19 protein-coding genes are annotated in these 20103 nt (G+C 57.4%); 3 read left to right on the forward strand and 16 right to left on the reverse strand.

Translation table 11 applies throughout. From position 1 onward, the window contains the following. Positions 1 to 75 precede the first annotated feature (75 nt). The 6 genes from NI20_RS0101395 to NI20_RS0101420 all read right to left on the reverse strand — a co-directional run bounded on the left by NI20_RS0101395 (position 76) and on the right by NI20_RS0101420 (position 6748). The gene (locus tag NI20_RS0101395) at positions 76 to 2172 is read right to left on the reverse strand and encodes a glutamine synthetase III (RefSeq protein WP_033119677.1); all 2097 of its coding nucleotides are present in this window, start codon (positions 2170 to 2172) and stop codon (positions 76 to 78) included. Between the two features lie 319 nt (positions 2173 to 2491). After that, complete coding sequence (locus NI20_RS0101400; protein WP_033119678.1) at positions 2492 to 3592, reverse strand: DHHW family protein; 1101 nt, start codon at positions 3590 to 3592, stop codon at positions 2492 to 2494. Between the two features lie 12 nt (positions 3593 to 3604). Next, complete coding sequence (locus NI20_RS0101405) at positions 3605 to 5005, reverse strand: MBOAT family protein (protein ID WP_033119679.1); 1401 nt, start codon at positions 5003 to 5005, stop codon at positions 3605 to 3607. A gap of 28 nt (positions 5006 to 5033) precedes the next feature. Beyond that, entirely contained in the window at positions 5034 to 5606 is a 573-nt protein-coding gene (locus NI20_RS0101410) for a lipoprotein (RefSeq protein WP_033119680.1), read from the reverse strand. A 55-nt stretch (positions 5607 to 5661) separates the two neighbouring features. Further along, on the reverse strand, positions 5662 to 6195 hold the full coding sequence (locus tag NI20_RS0101415; protein ID WP_033119681.1) for a hypothetical protein: 534 nt from the start codon (positions 6193 to 6195) through the stop codon (positions 5662 to 5664). Beyond that, a complete protein-coding gene (locus NI20_RS0101420) occupies positions 6185 to 6748 on the reverse strand; it encodes an RNA polymerase sigma factor (protein WP_033119682.1) in 564 nt (187 codons plus the stop codon). Before NI20_RS0101420 ends, NI20_RS0101415 begins: the two co-directional genes overlap by 11 nt. 205 nt (positions 6749 to 6953) lie before the next feature. On the opposite strand from NI20_RS0101420, the gene NI20_RS0101425 reads away from it, so the two are divergent. After that, positions 6954 to 8426 carry a serpin family protein gene (locus NI20_RS0101425; RefSeq protein ID WP_033119683.1) on the forward strand — a complete coding sequence of 491 codons (1473 nt, stop codon included), beginning with the start codon at positions 6954 to 6956 and terminating at the stop codon, positions 8424 to 8426. A 300-nt stretch (positions 8427 to 8726) separates the two neighbouring features. Here the strand turns inward: NI20_RS0101425 and NI20_RS0101430 are convergent, their stop codons facing one another. The 3 genes from NI20_RS0101430 to NI20_RS15565 all read right to left on the reverse strand — a co-directional run bounded on the left by NI20_RS0101430 (position 8727) and on the right by NI20_RS15565 (position 10380). Continuing rightward, entirely contained in the window at positions 8727 to 8948 is a 222-nt protein-coding gene (locus tag NI20_RS0101430; RefSeq protein ID WP_033119684.1) for a helix-turn-helix domain-containing protein, read from the reverse strand. A gap of 206 nt (positions 8949 to 9154) precedes the next feature. Further along, a complete protein-coding gene (locus tag NI20_RS13730; protein ID WP_242842891.1) occupies positions 9155 to 10099 on the reverse strand; it encodes a transposase in 945 nt (314 codons plus the stop codon). Continuing rightward, positions 10096 to 10380 carry a transposase gene (locus NI20_RS15565; RefSeq protein ID WP_242842892.1) on the reverse strand — a complete coding sequence of 95 codons (285 nt, stop codon included), beginning with the start codon at positions 10378 to 10380 and terminating at the stop codon, positions 10096 to 10098. Before NI20_RS15565 ends, NI20_RS13730 begins: the two co-directional genes overlap by 4 nt. A 210-nt stretch (positions 10381 to 10590) precedes the next feature. Here NI20_RS15565 and NI20_RS0101440 point away from each other — a divergent pair, with 210 nt between their 5' ends. Beyond that, positions 10591 to 10785 (forward strand): hypothetical protein, encoded by a 195-nt coding sequence (locus NI20_RS0101440; protein WP_033119685.1) that lies wholly within the window; start codon positions 10591 to 10593, stop codon positions 10783 to 10785. 331 nt (positions 10786 to 11116) lie between these two features. On the opposite strand, the gene NI20_RS14895 is transcribed toward NI20_RS0101440, so the two are convergent. From NI20_RS14895 to NI20_RS0101450, 3 genes are all read right to left on the reverse strand, one after another. Then, positions 11117 to 11329, reverse strand: coding sequence for a hypothetical protein (locus NI20_RS14895; RefSeq protein ID WP_156108528.1), 213 nt, complete (start codon positions 11327 to 11329; stop codon positions 11117 to 11119). Between the two features lie 198 nt (positions 11330 to 11527). After that, entirely contained in the window at positions 11528 to 12229 is a 702-nt protein-coding gene (locus tag NI20_RS0101445; protein WP_033119686.1) for a tRNA1(Val) (adenine(37)-N6)-methyltransferase, read from the reverse strand. Between the two features lie 73 nt (positions 12230 to 12302). Continuing rightward, the gene (locus NI20_RS0101450; RefSeq protein WP_033119687.1) at positions 12303 to 12473 is read right to left on the reverse strand and encodes a DUF362 domain-containing protein; all 171 of its coding nucleotides are present in this window, start codon (positions 12471 to 12473) and stop codon (positions 12303 to 12305) included. Between the two features lie 164 nt (positions 12474 to 12637). On the opposite strand from NI20_RS0101450, the gene NI20_RS0101455 reads away from it, so the two are divergent. Beyond that, positions 12638 to 15133, forward strand: coding sequence for an ATP-dependent Clp protease ATP-binding subunit (locus tag NI20_RS0101455; protein WP_052084344.1), 2496 nt, complete (start codon positions 12638 to 12640; stop codon positions 15131 to 15133). Between the two features lie 143 nt (positions 15134 to 15276). Here the strand turns inward: NI20_RS0101455 and NI20_RS0101460 are convergent, their stop codons facing one another. The 4 genes from NI20_RS0101460 to NI20_RS0101475 form a co-directional block, all read right to left on the reverse strand. Then, on the reverse strand, positions 15277 to 15771 hold the full coding sequence (locus NI20_RS0101460) for a hypothetical protein (RefSeq protein ID WP_242842893.1): 495 nt from the start codon (positions 15769 to 15771) through the stop codon (positions 15277 to 15279). A 69-nt stretch (positions 15772 to 15840) separates the two neighbouring features. Continuing rightward, positions 15841 to 16122: a putative quinol monooxygenase gene (locus tag NI20_RS0101465; RefSeq protein ID WP_052084345.1), complete on the reverse strand. Its 282-nt coding sequence runs from the start codon at positions 16120 to 16122 to the stop codon at positions 15841 to 15843. 30 nt (positions 16123 to 16152) lie between these two features. Further along, positions 16153 to 18156 carry a type IIA DNA topoisomerase subunit B gene (locus tag NI20_RS0101470; protein WP_033119688.1) on the reverse strand — a complete coding sequence of 668 codons (2004 nt, stop codon included), beginning with the start codon at positions 18154 to 18156 and terminating at the stop codon, positions 16153 to 16155. A gap of 451 nt (positions 18157 to 18607) precedes the next feature. Then, entirely contained in the window at positions 18608 to 19975 is a 1368-nt protein-coding gene (locus NI20_RS0101475) for a recombinase family protein (protein ID WP_052084346.1), read from the reverse strand. Between the last annotated feature and the right edge of the window lie 128 nt (positions 19976 to 20103).

Here is a 20103-nt window from a genome sequence, read left to right on the forward strand (position 1 = left end):
AAAGAAAAATGAAACTGCTGCGATAAAGCAAAACTCCACTTCAAAAAGGACGCTCGAAAGAGCGTCCTTTTTGACTTACACGGAGAAGAGTAATTCGCAGAACGTCGGATACGGCCAATACTTGGACGCGGTCAGCACTTCCAGCTTGTCGACGGTCTTGCGCACGTCGTTCGTGCGCTTTTCGACCTCGTCGTGGTAGTAGCGCAGGAGCTTTTCGGGCTCGGCGTCGTCGGAGACGGTCTCAAGCGCTGTCTTGAGGCCGATGGTCTCTTCGAGCAGCTGCTCGTTGAGCGAGCCGATGGCGTTGGCGAGCGAGGATTCGACGTGGCAGGTCAGCTCCGGCGCGGCGGCGCGCTTGGCGGCGATGGTGTTGCACAGCGCGGCTTCGTATTCGGAAGCGGCGTTGAGAATGCCGTGCTGGACCATGTCAACAAGCGTCGCGGCCTCGATGCGGATGACCTTGCAGTACTTCTCGATATGAACTTCGTGGCGGGAGAAAATTTCTTCCTTGCTGTAAACGCCCTGGCGCGTCAGCAGCTCAATGTTCTTGGGCAGGATGTAGGTCGGCAGCGCCTCGGCGGTGTTGTGCAGGTTGGCAAGGCCGCGCTTTTCGGCTTCCTTGATCCAGGCCTCTTCATAGCCGTTGCCGTTGAAGATGATGCGGCGGTGGGCGGAGAACGTGTCGCGGATCAGCTTGTGGAGCGCGGCGGTGAAGTCCGGCGCGTCCTTGAGCTGCGCGTAGAATTCGTCGAGCTCTTCGGCCATGATGGTGTTGAGAATCGTGACCGGGCCCGCGATGGACTGCGAGGAGCCGGGCATGCGGAACTCAAACTTATTGCCGGTGAAGGCGACGGGCGAGGTTCGGTTGCGGTCGGTCGTATCCTGCGGGATGGCGGGGAGCACGTCCACGCCGATGCGCAGGGACTTGTGCTCGGGCGCGGTGTAGTCGTTTTCGTCGACGATGGCATCGATGATGCCCTCAAGCTCGGTGCCGAGGAAGACGGAGATGACAGCCGGGGGCGCTTCCTGCGCGCCGAGACGGTGATCGTTGCCCGCGAAGGCAACGGAGCAGCGCAGAAGCTCCTGATACTCATCCACGCCCTTGATGAACGCGGCGAGCACCAGCAGGAACACGGCGTTCTGGCTCGGCGTCTTGCCGGGGGAGAAGAGGTTTTTGCCAGTGTCGGTCGAGAGCGACCAGTTAACGTGTTTGCCCGAGCCGTTGACGCCCGCGAAGGGCTTTTCGTGCAGCAGGCACACAAGGTTGTGGCGCTCGGCAACCTTTTTCATCGTCTCCATGACGAGCTGGTTCTGGTCGCTCGCGGTGTTGGCGTCGGTGTAGATGGGGGCCATCTCGTGCTGGCCGGGGGCGACCTCGTTGTGCTTGGTCTTGGAGAGCACGCCGAGCTTCCACAGCTCTTCATCGAGCTCTTTCATGTAGGCGGCCACGCGGGGACGGAACGCGCCGAAGTAGTGGTCGTCCAACTCCTGACCTTTCGGGGGCTTTGCGCCGAACAGGGCGCGGCCGCACAGGCGCAGGTCCATGCGCTTTAAGTACAGCTCGCGGTCGATGAGGAAATACTCCTGCTCCGCGCCGATCTGCGGCGTGACCTTTTCCGCGTCGTCGCCAAATAACTTGAGCACGCGCACCGCCGCGCGGTCGACCGCGGCCATGGAGCGCAGCAGCGGCGTCTTCTTGTCGAGCGCGTCGCCGCTGTAGGAGCAGAACACCGTCGGGATGCAAAGGCTGCCATCTTTGATGAAGGCAAACGCCGTGGGGTCCCAAGCGCTGTAGCCGCGGGCTTCAAACGTGGCGCGCAGGCCGCCGTTGGGGAAGGAGGACGCGTCGGGCTCGCCACGCACCAGCTCCTTGCCGGAAAAGTCCATCATCACGCGGCCGCCGCCGGCGTTGTTGATAAAGCTGTCGTGCTTTTCCGCCGTCACGCCGCTCAAGGGCTGGAACCAGTGCGTGAAATGCGTTGCGCCATGCTCCAGCGCCCAGGTCTTCATCGCGTCGGCAATCTCATTTGCCGCGGAAAGGGGAAGAGGCTGCCCGCTCTTTAAGCAGCCGCGCCAAACGTCCATGGCGCTCTGCGGCACATACTGCTCCATTGTGCGTTCATTGAACACCAGAGAGCCAAAAAGCTCGGGAATGCGAGTCGCTTCACTCATGATCCAGACCTCCTGTTTCGAAATAAAAAATTTGATAAGTAATGATACTTCATCGGGGCAAGCAGCGTCAATACTTTGTTTTTCCAACTTTCCCCTCACTTTAGTGAGACGGGATGTGCGGTGTGAACGAAATTATGAAAGTGCGGCAACTTTTTCTTGCATGAAGAAAACGGCTGTGCTATATTTAGCCTGAACCCTCCCTTGCCGGAAACGGCAGGGGAGGGCGTTTTGTTTTTCTGATCTGCTGTGAAAAAATTTTGCGGACAAAAAAGAAAACGGGACGTGAACGCCGGTCACGGCGTTTGCGTCCCGTTTTGCATCACTTGATCGTGGCGCTGTCGTTCAGCACGCTCGTGCTGTAAAGAAACAGCACGTCCTGCGCGGTAAAGTCGATGAATTTTCCGAGCATTGAGGGGGAGAGGTAGCGGATGTCGGCAAGCGTAATCTCGCTGTACCCCTCCGCAAGCAGCGGAAGCAAACTCGCGGCAAACGAATCGCGGAAGACAAGGAGCTTTCGCTCCGCCTGCGCGTTCGGGTTCTCAATGCGCAGCAGCGACTTGGGTCCCGAGAGGAAAATTTCATACGGGTCGCTGCCGTCTGCCTTTTCGAGCGTGTAGACAGGGAGATAGGCACCGCTTTCATAGTCGTACACGCGGCAGCTACCAATGATATCGTTTGTGAGGTAGGCGAGCCTGTCGGGCTCCATCGGCAGTGCCGACTGCCCGCGGTACACACCGTAAAACGGCGTATCGAGCGTGACCTCGGTAAAGTCCACGGTGAGTGAGACGCCCATCGCATCTGCCAGCGCCTTGGCCGTGGGGGCAAGCATTTCCTGCCGCCAGTGGAGGTCGGTGCGGTAATAGGATGAGAGCGACAGCGTGCCCGTCAGGTCGATATAGTCCGCAAAATCGACCTTTTCCCGCATGAGCGCCAAGAACTTCTCGTAATCCATCGCGGGATAGCCGTTTTCGGCGGCCAAAAAGTAATTCTTGTCGGGGATGACGGAGAGGTAGACGTTTACGCCCGTATCTTTGAGATACGTTTCGTACACGTAGCGGAAGCGGTCGGCCGCGTGGTCGAGCGAATCCTCGTGGATCGTGTCGTCGAGCTTCGCGGCGTAGCCGTCCTCAACGTAGATGCCGTTGTTGTCCTTCTCGCCAAATAAATCGCGGACGGACAGCGCCTTGAGCGTGCGGAGCTCGTCGCGCAGCGGGAACTGGTCGAGCGTGTAGCTCTCAAAGTTCGACTGGAAGCGCCCGGAGAGCACTTCTTTCACGCTGAGCGTCGGGAACTGCTTGAGCGGGCGGCGCTCGCTTTCCGACACGGCGTCGTCGCTCTTGCAAATGCTCCACAGCGTGAACATAAGCACGAACGCTGCCGCGATGCCGAGGGTGAGGGTGTCTTTGATTTTTCGATTCATGCGATGCCCTCCTTAAAAGCGGAAGTAGAGGAACGGGTTGAACGACCCATCCACTAAAAATGCCGTGCCGAGCAGCAGAGGAATCAGTACAAACAGCGGTTCGAGCACATCGAGCGCCGTCGCTGCGCCTTTGGATTTGCGCAGCTTTGCGACGATCATCTTCGGCAGCGGTGTTGCGCAGAGGATACCGAGCACGAGCAGCGGGCCATAGCTTTTAAGATAGTAGACCGCCTGTGCGCTCGATAGCGGCAGACCGCCTGCACCAAACATCGCGCCGATGCGCGAGACTGCCTGCGCGGCGCTGTCTGCGTCGAAAAGCACGAAGCCGAGCGTGACGAAAAAGAGCGTGTACACATGGCCGAGCACGCGGTGCTTCTGCAGGACCGGTAGCAGAAGGAGCTTCTCAAGAAGCAACAAAATTGCGAACCACAGTCCCCAGAGAACAAATGTCCACGCGGCGCCATGCCACAGGCCCGTTGCAAGCCAGACAATCAGAATGTTCAACAGCTGACGCGCCTTGCCCTTCCGGCTGCCGCCGAGAGGGATATAGAGGTAGTCGCGGAACCACGAGCCAAGCGACATGTGCCACCTGCGCCAGAACTCCGTGATGCTCGCTGAAATATAGGGGTAGTTGAAGTTTTCAGGGAATTGGAAGCCCAGCATCCGCCCGAGGCCGATGGCCATGTCACTGTAACCCGAAAAGTCGAAGTACACCTGGAGCAGAAACGCGAGCGCGTAGAGCCAGACGAAGAGGACGCTCGCGTCCTGCGTCGACTTGTAGGCGCTCGCGAGCGCGCCGAACTGGTTGGCGAGCAGAATTTTCTTGGCAAAGCCGACCGTGAAGCGGCGCACGCCCTCCGCCGCGGCGGAGACACTGTGCGTGCGGCTTTTGAGCTCCGCGGCGACGTCGGAATAGCGCACGATCGGCCCCGCGATGAGCTGGGGGAAGAGCGAAACATAAGTGGCCAGGTCGATAAAATTTCGCTGCGCCGCCGTCTCGCTGCGGTAGACGTCGATGACGTAGCTCAATACCTGAAAGGTGTAGAAGCTGATGCCGATGGGCAGGCTCAGCTTCAAAAGCGGCAGGGAGAGCCCTGTGACGGCGTTGACGCTGGAGAGAAAAAAGTCCGCGTACTTAAAATAGCCGAGAAGCCCAAGGCTCACAAGGATCGAGAGCGTCAGAAAGACCTTCGACGCCTTTTGCCCGCGGTGCTTTTCAATCAGCAGGCCGAAACCATAGCCCTGCACGATGGAGACGAGCATAAGCAGCATATATTTCGGCTCGCCCCAGGCATAGAAAAAGAGGCTTGCGAGCAGCAGCACCGCGTTTTTCAGCTGCCGCGGCGCTGCAAAGTAGATCAGCAGCGCCGCAGGCAGAAAGTAAAAGAGAAAGGGAACGCTGGAAAAGAGCATAAACTTCTCCGCCTTTCAGAAGATCAAATCAGGCGATGGCCTCGTCGCAGGCGACGGCAGCATCGGCAAAGGCCTCGGTGACCTTTTCGCTGAACTGGTCGACAAGGTCCTCCGCGCCGTAGCAGGAGATGACATAGTCGCCGAGCGTCAGGATGACGAGTTTGTCGGGGAAGCCGCACATCCACTGGCGGGACATGACGTTGTCCTTGAGGTCGGAGACGACACTGTCAACGTCGGAAGAGCTCGCAACATGGAACGCGCCCGCGGTGAAGGTGTTGGCGTTCATCATGTGAGTGAGGGACGCGGCGTCGGAGAGCTTGCCTGCGTCCGCGGCGGGGAAGGAGAGAGAGTAGTCAAGTGCGTCGCCGTCTTCGACGGAGAAGTTGCCGGGCGCGTCCTCGGTCATATTCGCCTCATCATAGTCGCCGCCGGCAGCAGGGAACTTGTCGTCGTCGCTGTAGTTGGCCCATACGGCGTTCAGCAGCTCGAGAGCGCTCGCGGGCTGGCTGTTATTGCCACTATTGTCGTCCGTCTTGCTGCCGCAGGCGGCGAGGGAGAGAGTCATCGCTGCGGCCAGCAGCAGGGTGAGAAACTTTTTCATGGGAATTTACCTCCAAAATGTTGTGTGTTGTCAATAGTAATGTGGAATGGGATGCTTACGCCCGCGCGGCGGCCCAATAGCCGTTGGCCTCGTCGTAGCGCAGCGTGACGGCGGGCGCGCCGTCGAGAGAGAGCGTGTAAACCATACCCGTGTCCGGCTCTTCGATGGTCCAGCAAAGCTGCACCTTGCCGGAGACGGTGTAGGAGGTGAACTCCTCCTGCAGCGAGTAAAGAGGCTGGGTCAGCACGCCATCCGACACCGTAACGGTCACGGCCTCGCCCGATTTGCTCTCGATGGTGAGCATCGGACTGAGCGGGCCGCTCAGACTGCCGCGCGCGTCGAGCGCCATCGCTGCGGGCTGACTGATGGGAATGGGGATTGAGGAGAGCGCTGCGCCTTCGACCTTGATCTCAGCCGGTAAGGTGTCGCGCGTCATCGCCAGGGCGGCGGCCAGCACGAGCGCAAGGCACGCCGCAGCGGCAAGAAAACGCGGGAGGGCGTACCGTTTGCGCGGCTTGTAGGCGTAGGCGTCCGCGATGAGCTCATCGTCGAGCTCGCCTATGGCGCGGGTCAGAACTTCATGCTTCACAGTATCCCTCCTTGATGAGATGCTCCTTGAGCTTTCTGCGCGTGCGCAGGAGCGTGGTTTTGATGCGGCTCTCGCCGCAGTGAAAGCGCGCGGCCAGCGCTTCGACCGGTTCGCAGTAGAAATAGCGCAGGATGAACATGCTGCGCACCTCTTCGCTCTGCGTGCGCAGAAACGCGCTGATGCTGCGGCCGAGCTCTGCTGCCATGGCCCCGTCGTCGGGCGAGGACAGGGCGGGTGCGCAGTCGTCCAGCTCGTCGAGCGAGAGCGCGAAGACGTCGCCCTGCCGCTTCTGCGCCGACCTCGCCTTATAGCGGTTCAGCGCCAGATTGCGCGCGATCTTGCCGAGAAAGGCAGACAGGATCGCAGGCCTTTGCGGCGGCATGGCCTGCCAGGCGTGTAAGTACGTGTCGTTGACGTTTTCTTCACTGTCGGCGCGGTCGGATAAAATGTTTTGCGAAATTTTCATGCAATAGCTTTCGTATTTGGCGGCGGTGGCTTCGATGGCGTGCTCGTCCCGCTGCCAGTAGAGGTCGACGATCTCATGGTCGTCCATAGGCTCGCTCCTTTCTGTTGTCTGCCATCATGGGGAAAAGACAACTTTTTTGCCGTTTGCGTTACACAAAAGAGAAAATATTTTTGAAAGTATACCACATTCGCCCGTTTCGTAAAAGGGCGGCATGCTATTTTTGACAAAACGGGAACTTTTTTCCATCCGCGCCGTCTAATATAACAAATCCCGAAACGGAGGTACATCCGACATGAAACGATTCTTAACGCTGCTGCTCGCCGCGGCGATGGTCCTGTCCTTCGCCGCCTGCGGAGACAACGGAACGACGATCCGAAATGAAAAAGAGGAGGACAATGTGAAAAAAGACCCCATTGCCGCGCAGTATTTGCAGGACCTCGCCGTGAAGACGGCGGACTATCCCGTGCTGCCCGCCATGCCGAACGAGAGTGAGCTTGACGAGGCATTCAGCACCATCGACTATGACAAGATGGGCGCGGACGCCTATGAAAAGGCGCAGGAGAAGATCTGGGAGGACTGGGACGCGCGCAGCAATGCCTATTACGATGCGCTCAAGGCGCTGCGCAGCAAGGGCACGAGCTACCCCGCGGCATTCCTGCACTTCACACAGGAGACGGGCACGCTGCTTTCGGCGGAGGAGAACACCGTTCTCTCGTCCGCAAACCTGTATCTCGCCTTTGCGATGCTCAGCGAGACGACGGACGGCGACAGCCGCGCGCAGCTTTTATCGCTCTTAGGCCTTGAAAATACCGACGCGTCGCGCGCTGCGGGCAACTATGTCTGGCGCAATCTCTACGGCGAGACCTCGACGGGAAAGACGCTGCTCGGCAGCTCCGTGTGGCTGAATGAGAACGTCCCTTATAATGAAGAGACGCTGCAGGTGCTCGCCGAGCAGTACCTTGCTTCGACGTTCTCCGCCCCGATGGGAGATGAGAAGACGGACAAGGCCATCGGCGAATGGATCAATGAGAACACGGGCAATCTCTTGCAGGACGCGGCGGGTGAGATCCAGACGAAGCCCGAGACCGTGATGCTCCTTTTGACGACGCTCTATTTTAAGGACCAGTGGCGCGACGAATTCTGGAAGGATGCGACGAAGAAGGACACGTTCACCGCGGCAGGCGGCGAAAAGCAGAACGCCCAGTTCATGCATCGCACGGACGACCGCGCCGCGTACTATCGCGGCGAGAACTACACCGTGGCGGAGCTCGGCTTCCGCGGCGGGCAGTCGATGCGCTTTTTGCTGCCGGATGAGGGGACGACGCTCGAGAGCCTGCTTGCCAATGGTGAGGTCGTGGGCGGACTGATGGCCTACGACATGGACGCTGCGCTGCCGAGTGCGGAGATCCACTGGAGCGTGCCGAAGTTCGACGTGGATTCCAACCTGGAGCTGACCGACGCGCTCAAGGCGATGGGCGTCACGGATGTGTTCGACTTCAACAAGGCGGACTTCTCGCCCCTCGTCGACAAAGAGAAGTTTGACGAGAGCGTCGCTGTGACGCAGGTGCAGCACGCCGCGCGCGTCAAGGTGGACGAAAAGGGCTGCGAGGCCGCGGCGTTCACGACTATCACGGCGGACGCCGCATCTGCCATGCCCGAGGAACTTCCGGTGGTGGAGATGAATTTGAACCGGCCGTTTGCTTTCATGATCACCGGCGTGGACGGTCTGCCGCTCTTCCTCGGCACGGTGAATACATTGAAGTGATTTCCCACGCCGCGGGGAAATGTCCCATTGTCATGGGACTGCGCGGGGCAAAGGGGGCCTTCTCTCACGTGAGAGAAGGCCCCCTTTTGATCCCCCAAGAGAACGGCAGGGGCGTTTCGATCTCGCCCCTGCACCCCTAACGACCAAAAAGGAGGGGCAAGGCCCCTCCTTTTTGGATTATCCACCCTATGGCACTTCTGGTAAGCATTGCGCCTACTTCGGATGATTCTGTTTCGATGGTGCCTGCCGAGGCGGCATTGCTGCGCTCGCCGCATTTCTAATAGGAAAAAAACGACCGCATCAGCGGTCGTTTTCGTTCTTTTTATCAGTTCGTTCCAGAAGATAGTCGACGCTGACGCCATAAAAATCAGCGAGCGCGCACAAAACGTGCGGCGGCAGCATTCTTTCGCCACTCTCGTAATATGCGTATGTGCGCTGCGGAACATTGATTGCTTCGCCGACCTGACGCTGTGTCAAATCGGCGTCTTCCCGCAAATCGCGGATGCGCCGGTATCTTTTCACGTTTATCACCAAATACAGTATATGTAGAACAAAGTGTTCTATTACATTTTTGAATATTCTGTTCTAAATGAGAGATGAGCAAAACGGACGGAAAAAACTGCCCGCAAACAAGGCAACTGGGAATCAAAAGAGCTTGGGGCATCTCAAGGGCGCAAAAACCATAGCGCAGTAACTCCCGCGCCTAAAAAAGGTATGGAAAAGACAGATCAGGCGGAACGCCGAAGCTGTTTGGCAGAACGGTAGGAGTGAGAGCCGTGCAGAACGGCGGCCAGCGCAACCGCTAAAGCGGAGATATGAGCCAGCGTATTGAGGTTTGCCACATTGTTTCCGTTACGCACCCATAATCGTTCCTGCCCAGACGCCTTAAAGCGGGAGTTGTATCTTTCACACTCTGTACGCAAGGCATAGATACGCTTAAAACGCAGGCATTCCCTGTCAATGGAAAGTCTGTAGTCTGTTGGAATGGTCTTATACTTGGTACAACCCTGGTTTTTCTTCCCATTGTTCCAGTTTTTGTGGTTGCAGGGGCAAACGCTGGTTTTGGACTGGCGGAAGGGGCAGCAGTATTTCTGCCGAATCCCCCCTCTGCCATCGGTGGTCTTGCCATCTTTGTGCATGGCCAGTCCGGCCTCGCAGATTGGATTACCGGCAGAAATTGCTTCAGAGGTTTTCGTACTGCGTGGATTGAGGGGGATAAAAGTTTCCCCATCATAGACCGTTTTCACGGTGTTGTAGATGCTTTTCACATCGTAGCCCTTGTCGGCAAGGAAGGTGTATTCTTTCAAAGAAACCGTCTGATTCGCAGCTGCGAGGATATCAGCGGCGACGGAGGAATCGGCGACATTGCCCGGTGTGGTCAGCTCGTAGAGCGGCAGGCCGGAGATGCAGTCCACCAGCACATGACTTTTGTAGCCCCAGTAGAACTCATACCGGCGCTCATTGTGCTGGTTGGAGGCCGAGTGGACGCCGAGGGCGCAGTCCGGATCGCTTTTCGGGTGGTTTTCCTTGGAGAACTTGTTCTTTGCAAAGGATTTTGGATTGTTCTGCTTCGTGTTTGCCATGACGGGCGTGGAATCCAGGCCAATAAATGAGGCGTCCACGATCCCCATCTCATAGAGTTTCTTCACCTGTGCCGCCATGATTTCTTTCAATGCAGCGTTATCCATTTTTTGAGGAAACGGTCATACGTCCAGTAGGACGGCAGCGGCTCCATGATATTGAACCCGCAGTAGTGGGCAATGAGCCGGTTGTTGTCTAGATAATCCGCCAAATCTGTGATTTGTGAGAAGCCCTCGCATTTCATAACGATAAAAGCACAGACCATGGCTTCTTTGGGGAAGCCCCGCCGCCCGGTTGCCGCCCTGGGCAGCGTGAAGTAAAGACTGCTGAAAAGCTTGTCGTAGAACGCAGCGGCGCTTTGGGATGTAAACAATGTCACATCCTGAATGATTTCCTGTCGGTAGATAGCGGCCAGCCCCTTTCTGGTTGGTTTTCTCTCAAGTCAATTTTACCAAAAAGGGGCTCCGCTTTCTATACCATTTGAGTGATTTTCGGCTTCAGCCATGGCCGGGAAGCATTGCAATTACTGCGTTTCTTGCGTTTTGCTCATGGCTGGTTCTAAATTGTAAACGAGGTGATGAAAATGACGACGTATAAGGCTCTATATCATTTGATGGTCCAAAATATGAGTGAGGCCATCGACCTTTACGATGCGGGCAAAGGTATCCTTGCCCGTGAAGTCCTAAAAAAAGCCCTGTTAGATGCAGAAGAGCAAGTCATTTCGCAAGACATCATCCCCGATGAGCCTATTGGCAGTACCGATCCAGCAGAAAGCTAAAAAAGCAGCACCCCAAAGCGGCGAGCGAAGCAATGCCACACCGTCAGAAGCACGGGGTGGATAATCCAAAAAGGAGGGGCTACGCCCCTCCCTTTTGGTCGTTAGGGGGTGCAGGGGGCGAAATCGAAACGCCCCCTGCTTTTCTCTTGGGGGTCCAAGGGGGATATTCTCTCACGCGAGAGAATATCCCCCTTATTTCGTAGCAGCGCCATCGGCGCTGCCACCCCTCCCGCGCAGAGCACGGGATATTTTTCCTCAATTTTTCTAAAAAAGTGAAAGAAAACAAAAAATGACTGACCCTTGATCGCGATTACTGAACTACGATCAAGGGTCAGCCATGATGAATATTTGGATCTCTCATATTCTGTTTTCTTTCCTTCCTTTCTTCAATGATCTGGTGCCGAATATCGCTTACTCCGGTTTCCACTCCTGCTATCTCAAACACCGCGGTTGCGGCGGTTTTACCTGAATGACGGTACACATCAGAGAGTGCTGCGCGATGGATATGATCGGAACCATTTGGAATCGGGTTTGTGAAGATCACTTATACATTGGTCTCACCCTTTCTGTGTTTAAAGAATAGCAAGAATGAGCACAAAAATCAAGCGGCGGAATGGATAAAGATGCGATCGATATTTTGTGCGCAGGGCTGATTATTCGAAAATCGGCAGAAAATGCTTGCGGTTTATCCTGCGCTTTAGTATAATAAAGCTGTTAGGCCGCCTGAAAAGGGCGGCTTTTTTCATTTTCGGAAGTACACGGCGTCCCACTCCTCGCCGTTGGGGACGAGCGGCGGCTCGATGACAAGGCCGCTTTTGCCGCCGCGCTTTCCCTCGACGAAGAGGAGCGAGGGCGCGGCGTCCGGCGATTTTGCGAGAAAGCGCAGACGCTTGGGCTCGATGCCGTGACTCCGCATGGCGCAGAGCACGTCGGCGAGGCGCTTGGCGCGGTGAACGAGGGTGAAGCGCCCGCCATAGCGCAGCACACGCTGCGCCGCGGCGCAGACGTCGTCCAGCGAGCAGGAGGTTTCCTCGCGCGCGATTTGGCGCGCTTCGCCTTTGGCGCTCTCGCCGCTGCCGGCGGGAAAGTACGGCGGGTTCGAGATCACATAGTCGACGCTGCCGGCCTTTGGCAGGACGGAGACATCGCGAAGGTCGCCTTCGTGGAAAGCGGCTCTGTCCGCCCAGGCGTTTTCGGCGAACGTCTTTCGCGCAAGCGCTGCCGCGGGCGCGGAGAGCTCAACATTTTCGATAAAAAGCGATTCCTGGCGCGCGAGCAGGAGCGTTCCGAGAAGACCAATCCCGCTGCCGAGGTCGCAGACCGTGTCGCCGCGGGACGGGCGGGCAAAGTAGGCGAGGCAAAAGCTGTCCGTCCCCGGCGGGAAGAGGGCGGTGTCGTAATAAAAGCAGGGGCCGTGCGGCCAGAGCTCGTCGCGTTTTTCCATGTGATGACCCTTTCTGATGATAAAAATAAGGACGCGCTTTTGCGCGTCCTTATTTTTTAAGTACCCTTAGACCTTAGGCCTGGGAGATGGCGCCGTTGGGGCAGGTATCAGCGCAGGAGCCGCAATCCAAGCAGGCATTTGCGTCGATCTGATACTGGGAATCGCCCTGGGAAATAGCACCGACGGGGCAGGCGTCTGCGCAAGCACCGCAGCTGACGCAGGCAGAGCTAATCTGATAAGCCATAATTAGTACCTCCATAAGTTGATGTCGCTATTATAGCATGTCAAAGCGAAAATGCAAGAGTCAGAATGCAGGAAAATATTGAATTTTCTGTGTCATTTACGGTGTTTATTTTTGAATAAACCGGTCAAAAATGAAAGGACGAAAAGGAAGCGGAGGGTAGAGCGATGAATGACCGGAAATTCAGCCTGAAGGCAGAACATGTGCTGCGCTGTGCGCAGGCAGCGGCGGGCGAGTTGGGGCACGGCTATGTGGGCTGCGAGCACCTGCTGCTCGCGATGCTGCGCGAGGAGGACGACGCGGCCTGCCGCGCGCTGAGTGCCTCGGGCATCTACGAGTCGGCAGTGCGCGAGAGGATGATCGAAAAGCTGGGGCGCGGCACGGCGGAGAGATCGACCGTGCAGGGGCTCACCCCGCACGCGCGCTGCGCGGTCGAGCTGGCTGTGGGCGAGGCGCTGCGCGCGGGCAGCGGAGAGATCGAGGCGGGACACCTGCTGCTTGGCATCCTGCGCGACAGCGGCAATATGGCCGTGCGGCTGCTGCGATCGCTGGGTGTGGATACCAAAAAGCTGTACAGCGACACGCTGCGCGCGATGAGCCTGTCACCGCGCAAGCTCCCGCTGCCCGAGGTGCGTGCAAGCCGCGCGGAGGCGAAAAACGGCAAGACGCTCTTGGAATTCTCGCGCGATCTGACGGCGATGGCACGCGAGGGGCGGCTCGACCCAGTGATCGGGCGGGAAAAGGAGATCGCCCGCGCGCTGCGCATCCTGACGCGGCGGACGAAAAATAACCCCGTGCTCATCGGCGAGCCGGGTGTTGGCAAGACGGCCATCGCCGAGGGCCTCGCCGAAAAGATCGCCGCGGGCGACGTGCCGGAGGAGCTTATCGACAAGCGCATCCTGCTGCTCGACCTCTCCGGCATGGTGGCGGGGACAAAGTACCGCGGCGAGTTTGAAGAGCGCATCCGCGCCGTGCTCGACGAGGTGCGGCGCGACGGCAATGTCATTTTGTTCATCGACGAAGTGCACACCATCGTCGGCGCGGGCAGCGCCGAGGGGGCGGTGGACGCGGCGAATATCTTAAAGCCCGCGCTCGGGCGCGGGGAGATCCGCGTCATCGGCGCGACGACGCTCGAGGAGTACCGAAAATTCATCGAAAAGGACGCCGCGCTCGAGCGGCGGTTCCAGAGCGTGCAGGTCGGCGAGCCGGACGAGAAGCAGGCGCTGCAGATCTTACAAGGCCTGCGGCCAAAGTACGAGGCGTATCACGGCCTTTCCATCGAGGACGAGGCCCTGCGCACGGCGGTGACGCTCTCAAAGCGGTATCTGCCCGACCGTTTTTTGCCGGATAAGGCTATCGACCTTATTGACGAGGCGGCGGCAAGCGTGAAACTGTCCGCGCGCAGCGCCTCGCCCGAACTGAAAGCACTCGAAGAGAAGGCGAGCGCCGCCGCGCGGGACAAGGAGACTGCCATCCGCGCGCAGGACTATGAAAAAGCGGCGCGGCTGCGCGACGCGGAGGAGAGCTTCCGCACGCAGGCGGCAGCTGAGCGGAAAAAACAGGCGCGCGAGGCGAAAAAGACCGCTGTGCGTGTGACGGCGGAGGACATCGCCGCCGTGGTGTCGAACTGGACGGGCATTCCGGTGACAAGGCTCAACGAGAGCGAAAGCGCGCGGCTTTTGACGCTTGAAGAAACGCTGCACGCGCGCGTCGTCGGGCAGGAGGACGCGGTGCGCGCCGTGGCGCGCGCCATCCGCCGCGGGCGCGTCGGCGTCAAGGATCCGAAACGGCCTGTCGGGTCGTTCCTCTTCCTCGGTCCCACGGGCGTGGGCAAGACGGAGCTCAGTAAAGCGCTCGCCGAGGCGGTATTTGGCAGCGAGGACGCGATGATCCGCATCGACATGAGCGAGTATATGGAAAAACACACCGTCTCGCGCCTGATCGGCTCGCCGCCGGGCTACGTTGGCTACGACGAGGGCGGGCAGCTGACGGAAAAGGTGCGGCGCAAGCCATACTCCGTCGTGCTTTTCGATGAGATCGAAAAAGCGCATGAGGACGTGTGGAACATCCTGCTGCAAATTTTAGAGGACGGCGTCGTGACGGATGCGCAGGGCCACAAGGTGGACTTTCGCAACACGGCGGTCATCATGACGTCGAACATCGGGGCGAAGAGCATCACGGCGGCGGGCGCGCCGCTCGGCTTTGCGCCGGAGGAGCAGAAAAGCGCCGACGCGCAGTTCGCTGCCGTGAAGGCGGCGGTAATCGCGGAGCTGCGGCGGACGTTCCGGCCGGAATTTTTGAACCGCGTGGACGAGACGATCGTCTTCCGCCGCTTATCGCGCGAGGACTGCGCCGAGATCGCGCGGCGGCTGCTTGCGCAGACCGTTTCCCGCGCCGCGGCGCTCGGCATCACGCTTGAGGCGGACGAGGAGTGCGCGGTCTCCCTCGCCGAGCGGGGCTACGATGTTTCCTACGGCGCGCGTCCCCTGCGGCGGCTCATCCGCGGCGAGGTGGAGGACGCGCTCGCGACCTGCCTTTTGGACGGCACGCTCGCAAGCGGCGACACGGCGGTGTTGGCGGCGGAAAACGGCACGCTCTGCGTGCGCCGGCGGGAGAAAGCGGCGGCCGCCGCCCTCGGCGACGTCGGCGCGCAGAAGGCGTGAAAAAAGGGACGCATCAGACAGAAGACCCGACCGATGGATGCTCATCGGTCGGGTCTTCATGCTTGTGTACGGATTTTTTGCGGTCCGAATGATGCAGGGGAACTTCGTTCTTGAAGGGATGAAACCGGTTCGGCAAACCACAATTAGTTGCTGCTGTCCCCTGCGATTAGAGTTGTTTCTAATTGCACTTGATAAGTATTTTCTTCTCCGCTTAGATTGGTCGTTTTTAATTCAAACCACAGATTATCAGCCAGCTTATCGGCATCGCCGTCTCTCAAAACATCACCGGAAATTTTCTCGATATTACCGGAAACGTCTATTGTCCCGCCTGTTTGATCGGCAACTGCATGGGAAAGTAAAATGGAGTCTTCCTCGCCATCAACATAAATGGTGGTGGAATATGCGGTAATATCAGCAAAATCATCTGACATTACTTTCAAATTGCCGCCATAGCAGATTTCATCTTTCCCCGATAGAACAATTACGCCATTTGATACCGAAATCGACTCGCTATTTCCGCTGAATGAATAGACCTTCAAGGACTGCACCTGACTGCTTTTAGAAGAATTTCCGCATCCGGTAAATAACATCGTACAGACCAGCAGCGACAGGATGATGGTTGCAATTTTTTTCATCATCTTTTACCTTTTTGCTTTATCTGCGCGTTGCGGCGTTCCAAACGCCTGCCCGAGGGGATGCGCTTCTCCTCATTCAAAGCGCTCAACGGTCGTTGCGAGGTCGTAGCTTGCCTTGAGCGCCTTGAGCTTTGCCATCGGCTCGCCCGCGGAGTGCTTGTCGAGCGCGGCGCGGTCGCGCCAGTGCTCCACGAGCAGCACGCAGTTTTCCTCGGCAAGAGGCCGGTAGTAGTCGTACTGCATGCAGCCCTCTTCCGCGAGGACGGCGGCGCGCAGGCCACTTCGCTCCATCTCTGATGCAAAGTCATTAGCCTTTTCGCCGCGATAGAGAACGTGAAGTAAAATGCCTTCCATAAAGTAAGGCTCCTTTCCTGCTTGTTCGTATTACGATACGTCGATCATTTCGAGGTATTTGTAGCCGTTTTCGGCAATGTGGTCCTTGCGGCCCTGCAAATTGTCGCCGAGCAGCAGATCAAACGAGTGTGCCGTCGCCTCCGCGTCCTCGGGCATGACCTTGATGAGACGGCGTGTCTCGGGGTTCATGGTCGTGAGCCACATCATTTCGGGGTCGTTCTCGCCGAGACCTTTCGAGCGGTCGACCTTGTAGCGCTTGCCCTCAAGGGTCTTGACGATGTCGTTTTTTTCCTTGTCCGTGTAGGCGAACCACGTCTTTTCGCCGCAGGTGATCTCAAAAAGCGGGGTCTCGGCGATGTAGACATAGCCCTCGCGAATCAGCGTCGGGCAGAGGCGGTAGATCATCGTCAGGATGAGCGTCCGGATTTGGAAGCCGTCGACATCGGCATCGGTGCAGAGGATGACCTTGTTCCAGCGAAGATTGTTGATATCAAAGGCGTTCAGGTCCTTGACAAACTTGCCCGGCACCTCGACGCCGCAGCCGAGGACCTTCAAAAGGTCGGTGATGATCTCACTCTTGAAAATACGCGGATAGTCGGCCTTGAGACAGTTTAAGATCTTGCCGCGCACGGGCATGATGCCCTGAAACTCGCCGTCGCGCGAGAGCTTGACGCTGCCGAGGGCGCTGTCGCCCTCGACGATGTAGATCTCGCGGCGCGAGACGTCGCGCGTGCGGCAGTCGACAAACTTTTCGACGCGGTTTGAGATGTCGATGCTGCCGGAGAGCTTTTTCTTGATGTTCAGGCGCTGCTTTTCCGCGCTCTCGCGGCTTCTTTTGTTGATGAGTACCTGCTCGGCGATCTTGAGCGCGTCGACGCGGTTTTCGATGAAATAGGTTTCGAGGCGGGACTTCAGAAAGTCCGTCATCGCCTCCTGCACGAACTTGTTCGTGATGGCCTTTTTCGTCTGGTTCTCGTAGCTCGTCTGCGTGGAGAAGTTGTTCGAGACGAGAATGATGCAATCCTCAATGTCCTGCCAGGCGATGCGCGCCTCGCCCTTCTGATATTTGTTGTTGTCCTTCAAATACTTGTCGATGGCGTAGACAAAGGCGGTCTTCGACGCCTTTTCGGGGCTGCCGCCGTGCTCGAGCCACGAGGAGTTGTGGTAGTGTTCGATGCGCTGCACCTTATTCGAGAAGCAGCACGCGCAGGAGAGCTTGACCTTGTATTCGGGCTTGTCCTCGCGGTCGCGGCCGCGGCGCTCGGTCTCCCAGAAGACGGGGGTGGTCAGGGCGTCTTCACCCGCGATCTCGGCGACATAGTCGATGATGCCGTTTTCGTAGACGAAGTCCTGCGTCTCAAAGTGGCCGGGGAGAACTTCGTTTTTGAAGCGGAACGTGATGCCAGCGTTGACGACGGCCTGACGGCGCAGGGTATCGACGTAGTAGTCGGCGGGAATGTCGATATCGGTGAACACGTCGAGGTCGGGCAGCCAGCGCGTGCGCGTGCCGGTCTTGCGGCCGCGGTCGGTCGGCTCGATCTTGAGCTCGTCGCCCTTTTTGCCCACGGGCTCGCCGCGCTCAAAGTGCAGGGAGTATTTGTTCCCGTCGCGCCAGACGGTCACGTTCATATAGCGCGAGGAATACTGCGTCGCGCACGCGCCGAGGCCGTTGAGGCCGAGGGAGTATTCATAGTTGTCGCCGTCCAAGTTGTTGTATTTGCCGCCGGCGTAGAGCTCGCAGTACACGAGCTCCCAGTTGAAGCGCTTTTCCTTGGGGTTATAGTCCACAGGGCAGCCGCGGCCCATGTCCTCTACTTCGATGCTGTGGTCTAAGTAGCGGGTGATGGTGATGAGCTTGCCATGGCCCTCGCGCGCTTCGTCGATGGAGTTCGAAAGGATCTCGAACACGGCGTGCTCGCAGCCGTCCAGTCCGTCCGAGCCAAAGATGACGCCCGGACGCTTGCGCACGCGGTCCGCTCCCTTGAGCGACGAGATGCTCTCATTGCCGTAATTCGTTTTTTTTGCTTCTGCCATTGGGGTTTCTCCATTTCGCCGAAATTTACGATTCTGATCTTCAAACACAAAACTTGGTACATTATACGATTTTTTGACCACAATGGCAAGTGGCCGCGGCAGATTTTTCCTTTTGTGGGAGAAATGCACGCAGGCGCGGGAATTCCACCGCTGATTTTGCCGAAACGCGTCGAGCATAACCAATTGTCAACCGGCGGGAACGCACTGGAACAACAAAGTTATTCACAGTTTCCACAGAGTTTTCCACATCGTTATGTCAACAGAATAACCGCGGATAAACCATGAATGGACACGCTTCCGCCTCCTCCGCGCGGTGAAAGAGGGAGAAAGCAAATTTCGTCAATTTGCCCCCTTGACGAAATGGCGCGGACGTGTGCGAAAAAAGAGAGCGCCGCGGGTAGCAGCGCATAAGACAGGTTTATAAGGTTTAGAGAGAACAGCGTGGCGGAAGTCACGCTGTTCTGCTTTTTGATGCGTGAGTGAGTATTTCGGCAATGATGCTCTCCGGCAGGAAACCAATGCAGGCAAGGCTGATATGCACATCCTGCACTCGCTGCCCGCTGCTCTTATCCGGCGCGGAAACATAGACCATGTTCACAAGATCATGCAGCACAGCGGGCGTCAGTTTCTGCAAGTTGGGATATTTCTTCGCCCTGAGGATGAACTGCTCAATGCTGTCGGCTTCTTCCTCCTGCTGGGCAATCTCCTGTTCCAAAAGCTGCATTTTCTCCGTCAGCTCTGTTTGCTCATTTTCATAGTCGGCGGACAGCTTTTCAAATCGGCTATCATTGATTTTGCCGGAGATATTGTCCTCATAGAGCCGTTTGAACAGACGGTCAAGCTCTTCCATCCTGCGCTGTGCCTGCGTGAGCTGTCTGCGCTTTGCGGCGAGTTCTTTCTTGAAGTCCTCCTTGCGTTTTGCTCCCAGCTTATCACGGAACAGGTCTTCACAATCGGAGATATACCAAAGCAGGATTTGCAGAAATCTTAGCACGCCCTTTTCCAGAACAACCGCACGGATGAAGTGCGTTCCGCACACGTCTTTTCCCTTCTTGCGAGAGGTAGAGCAGACGAAATGATCCTGTCGTTCTTCAAAGTTCCGCGAGGTGCAGTAGTACATTTTTTCTCCGCAATCGGCGCAGTAGGCAACGCCGGAAAAGAGGTTGCTCTTGCCCGTTCTTGCCGGTCTGCGTTTGTTGCGGCGCAGCTCCTGTACCCGCTGAAAGGTGTCCTCATCCACAATGGCTTCGTGGGTGTTGCGGAATATCTTCCATTGCTCCGGTGGATTCTCGATAGTCTTCTTGATTTTGTAGGACTGCCGGTGCGTTTTGAAGTTCACGGTATGCCCGCAATACTCCATCCGTTCCAGAATTGCGGCAACGGTGCTGCCGTTCCAGTTGTAAGGATTGTCAGGCAAAGCGCAGCGGACTTTTCGTTTTTGCCTGTCCTGATAAACGGTGGGCGTCAACACATGATCCTCTTTCAGCATCCGGGCAATCTGCGTCGGACCGTTCCCGTCCATGCAAAGGGAAAAGATGCGCTTGACCACCTGTGCCGCTTCCGGATCGACGAGCCAATGCTCTGAATTATCCGGGTCTTTGACATAGCCATACGGCGGAATTGTCGTCAGGTGTTCGCCGGATTCTCCCTTGATCCGGAGTGAGGTACGCACTTTCTTGCTGCCGTCCCGAACGTAGTATTCGTTGATAATATTGACGAACGGGACGAACTCATTGTCTTGCTGGTTAGCGCTGTCCACACCGCTGTTGACGGCAATGAACCGCACGTTATTCTGTGGGAATGTGATCTCGGTATACATCCCAACTTCCAGATAATTTCGACCGATGCGGCTCATGTCTTCTTGTGTCAAGTAGGGACTAAAAAAATTTTGAGAATTTACAAGCCGTTCATAGGTGGACAACCACCCGTGAACGGCTTGCGTTTTCT

This window comes from Oscillibacter sp. ER4 (genome assembly GCF_000765235.1).
In the GTDB taxonomy this organism is placed as follows: Bacteria; Bacillota; Clostridia; order Oscillospirales; family Oscillospiraceae; genus Hominicoprocola; species Hominicoprocola fusiformis.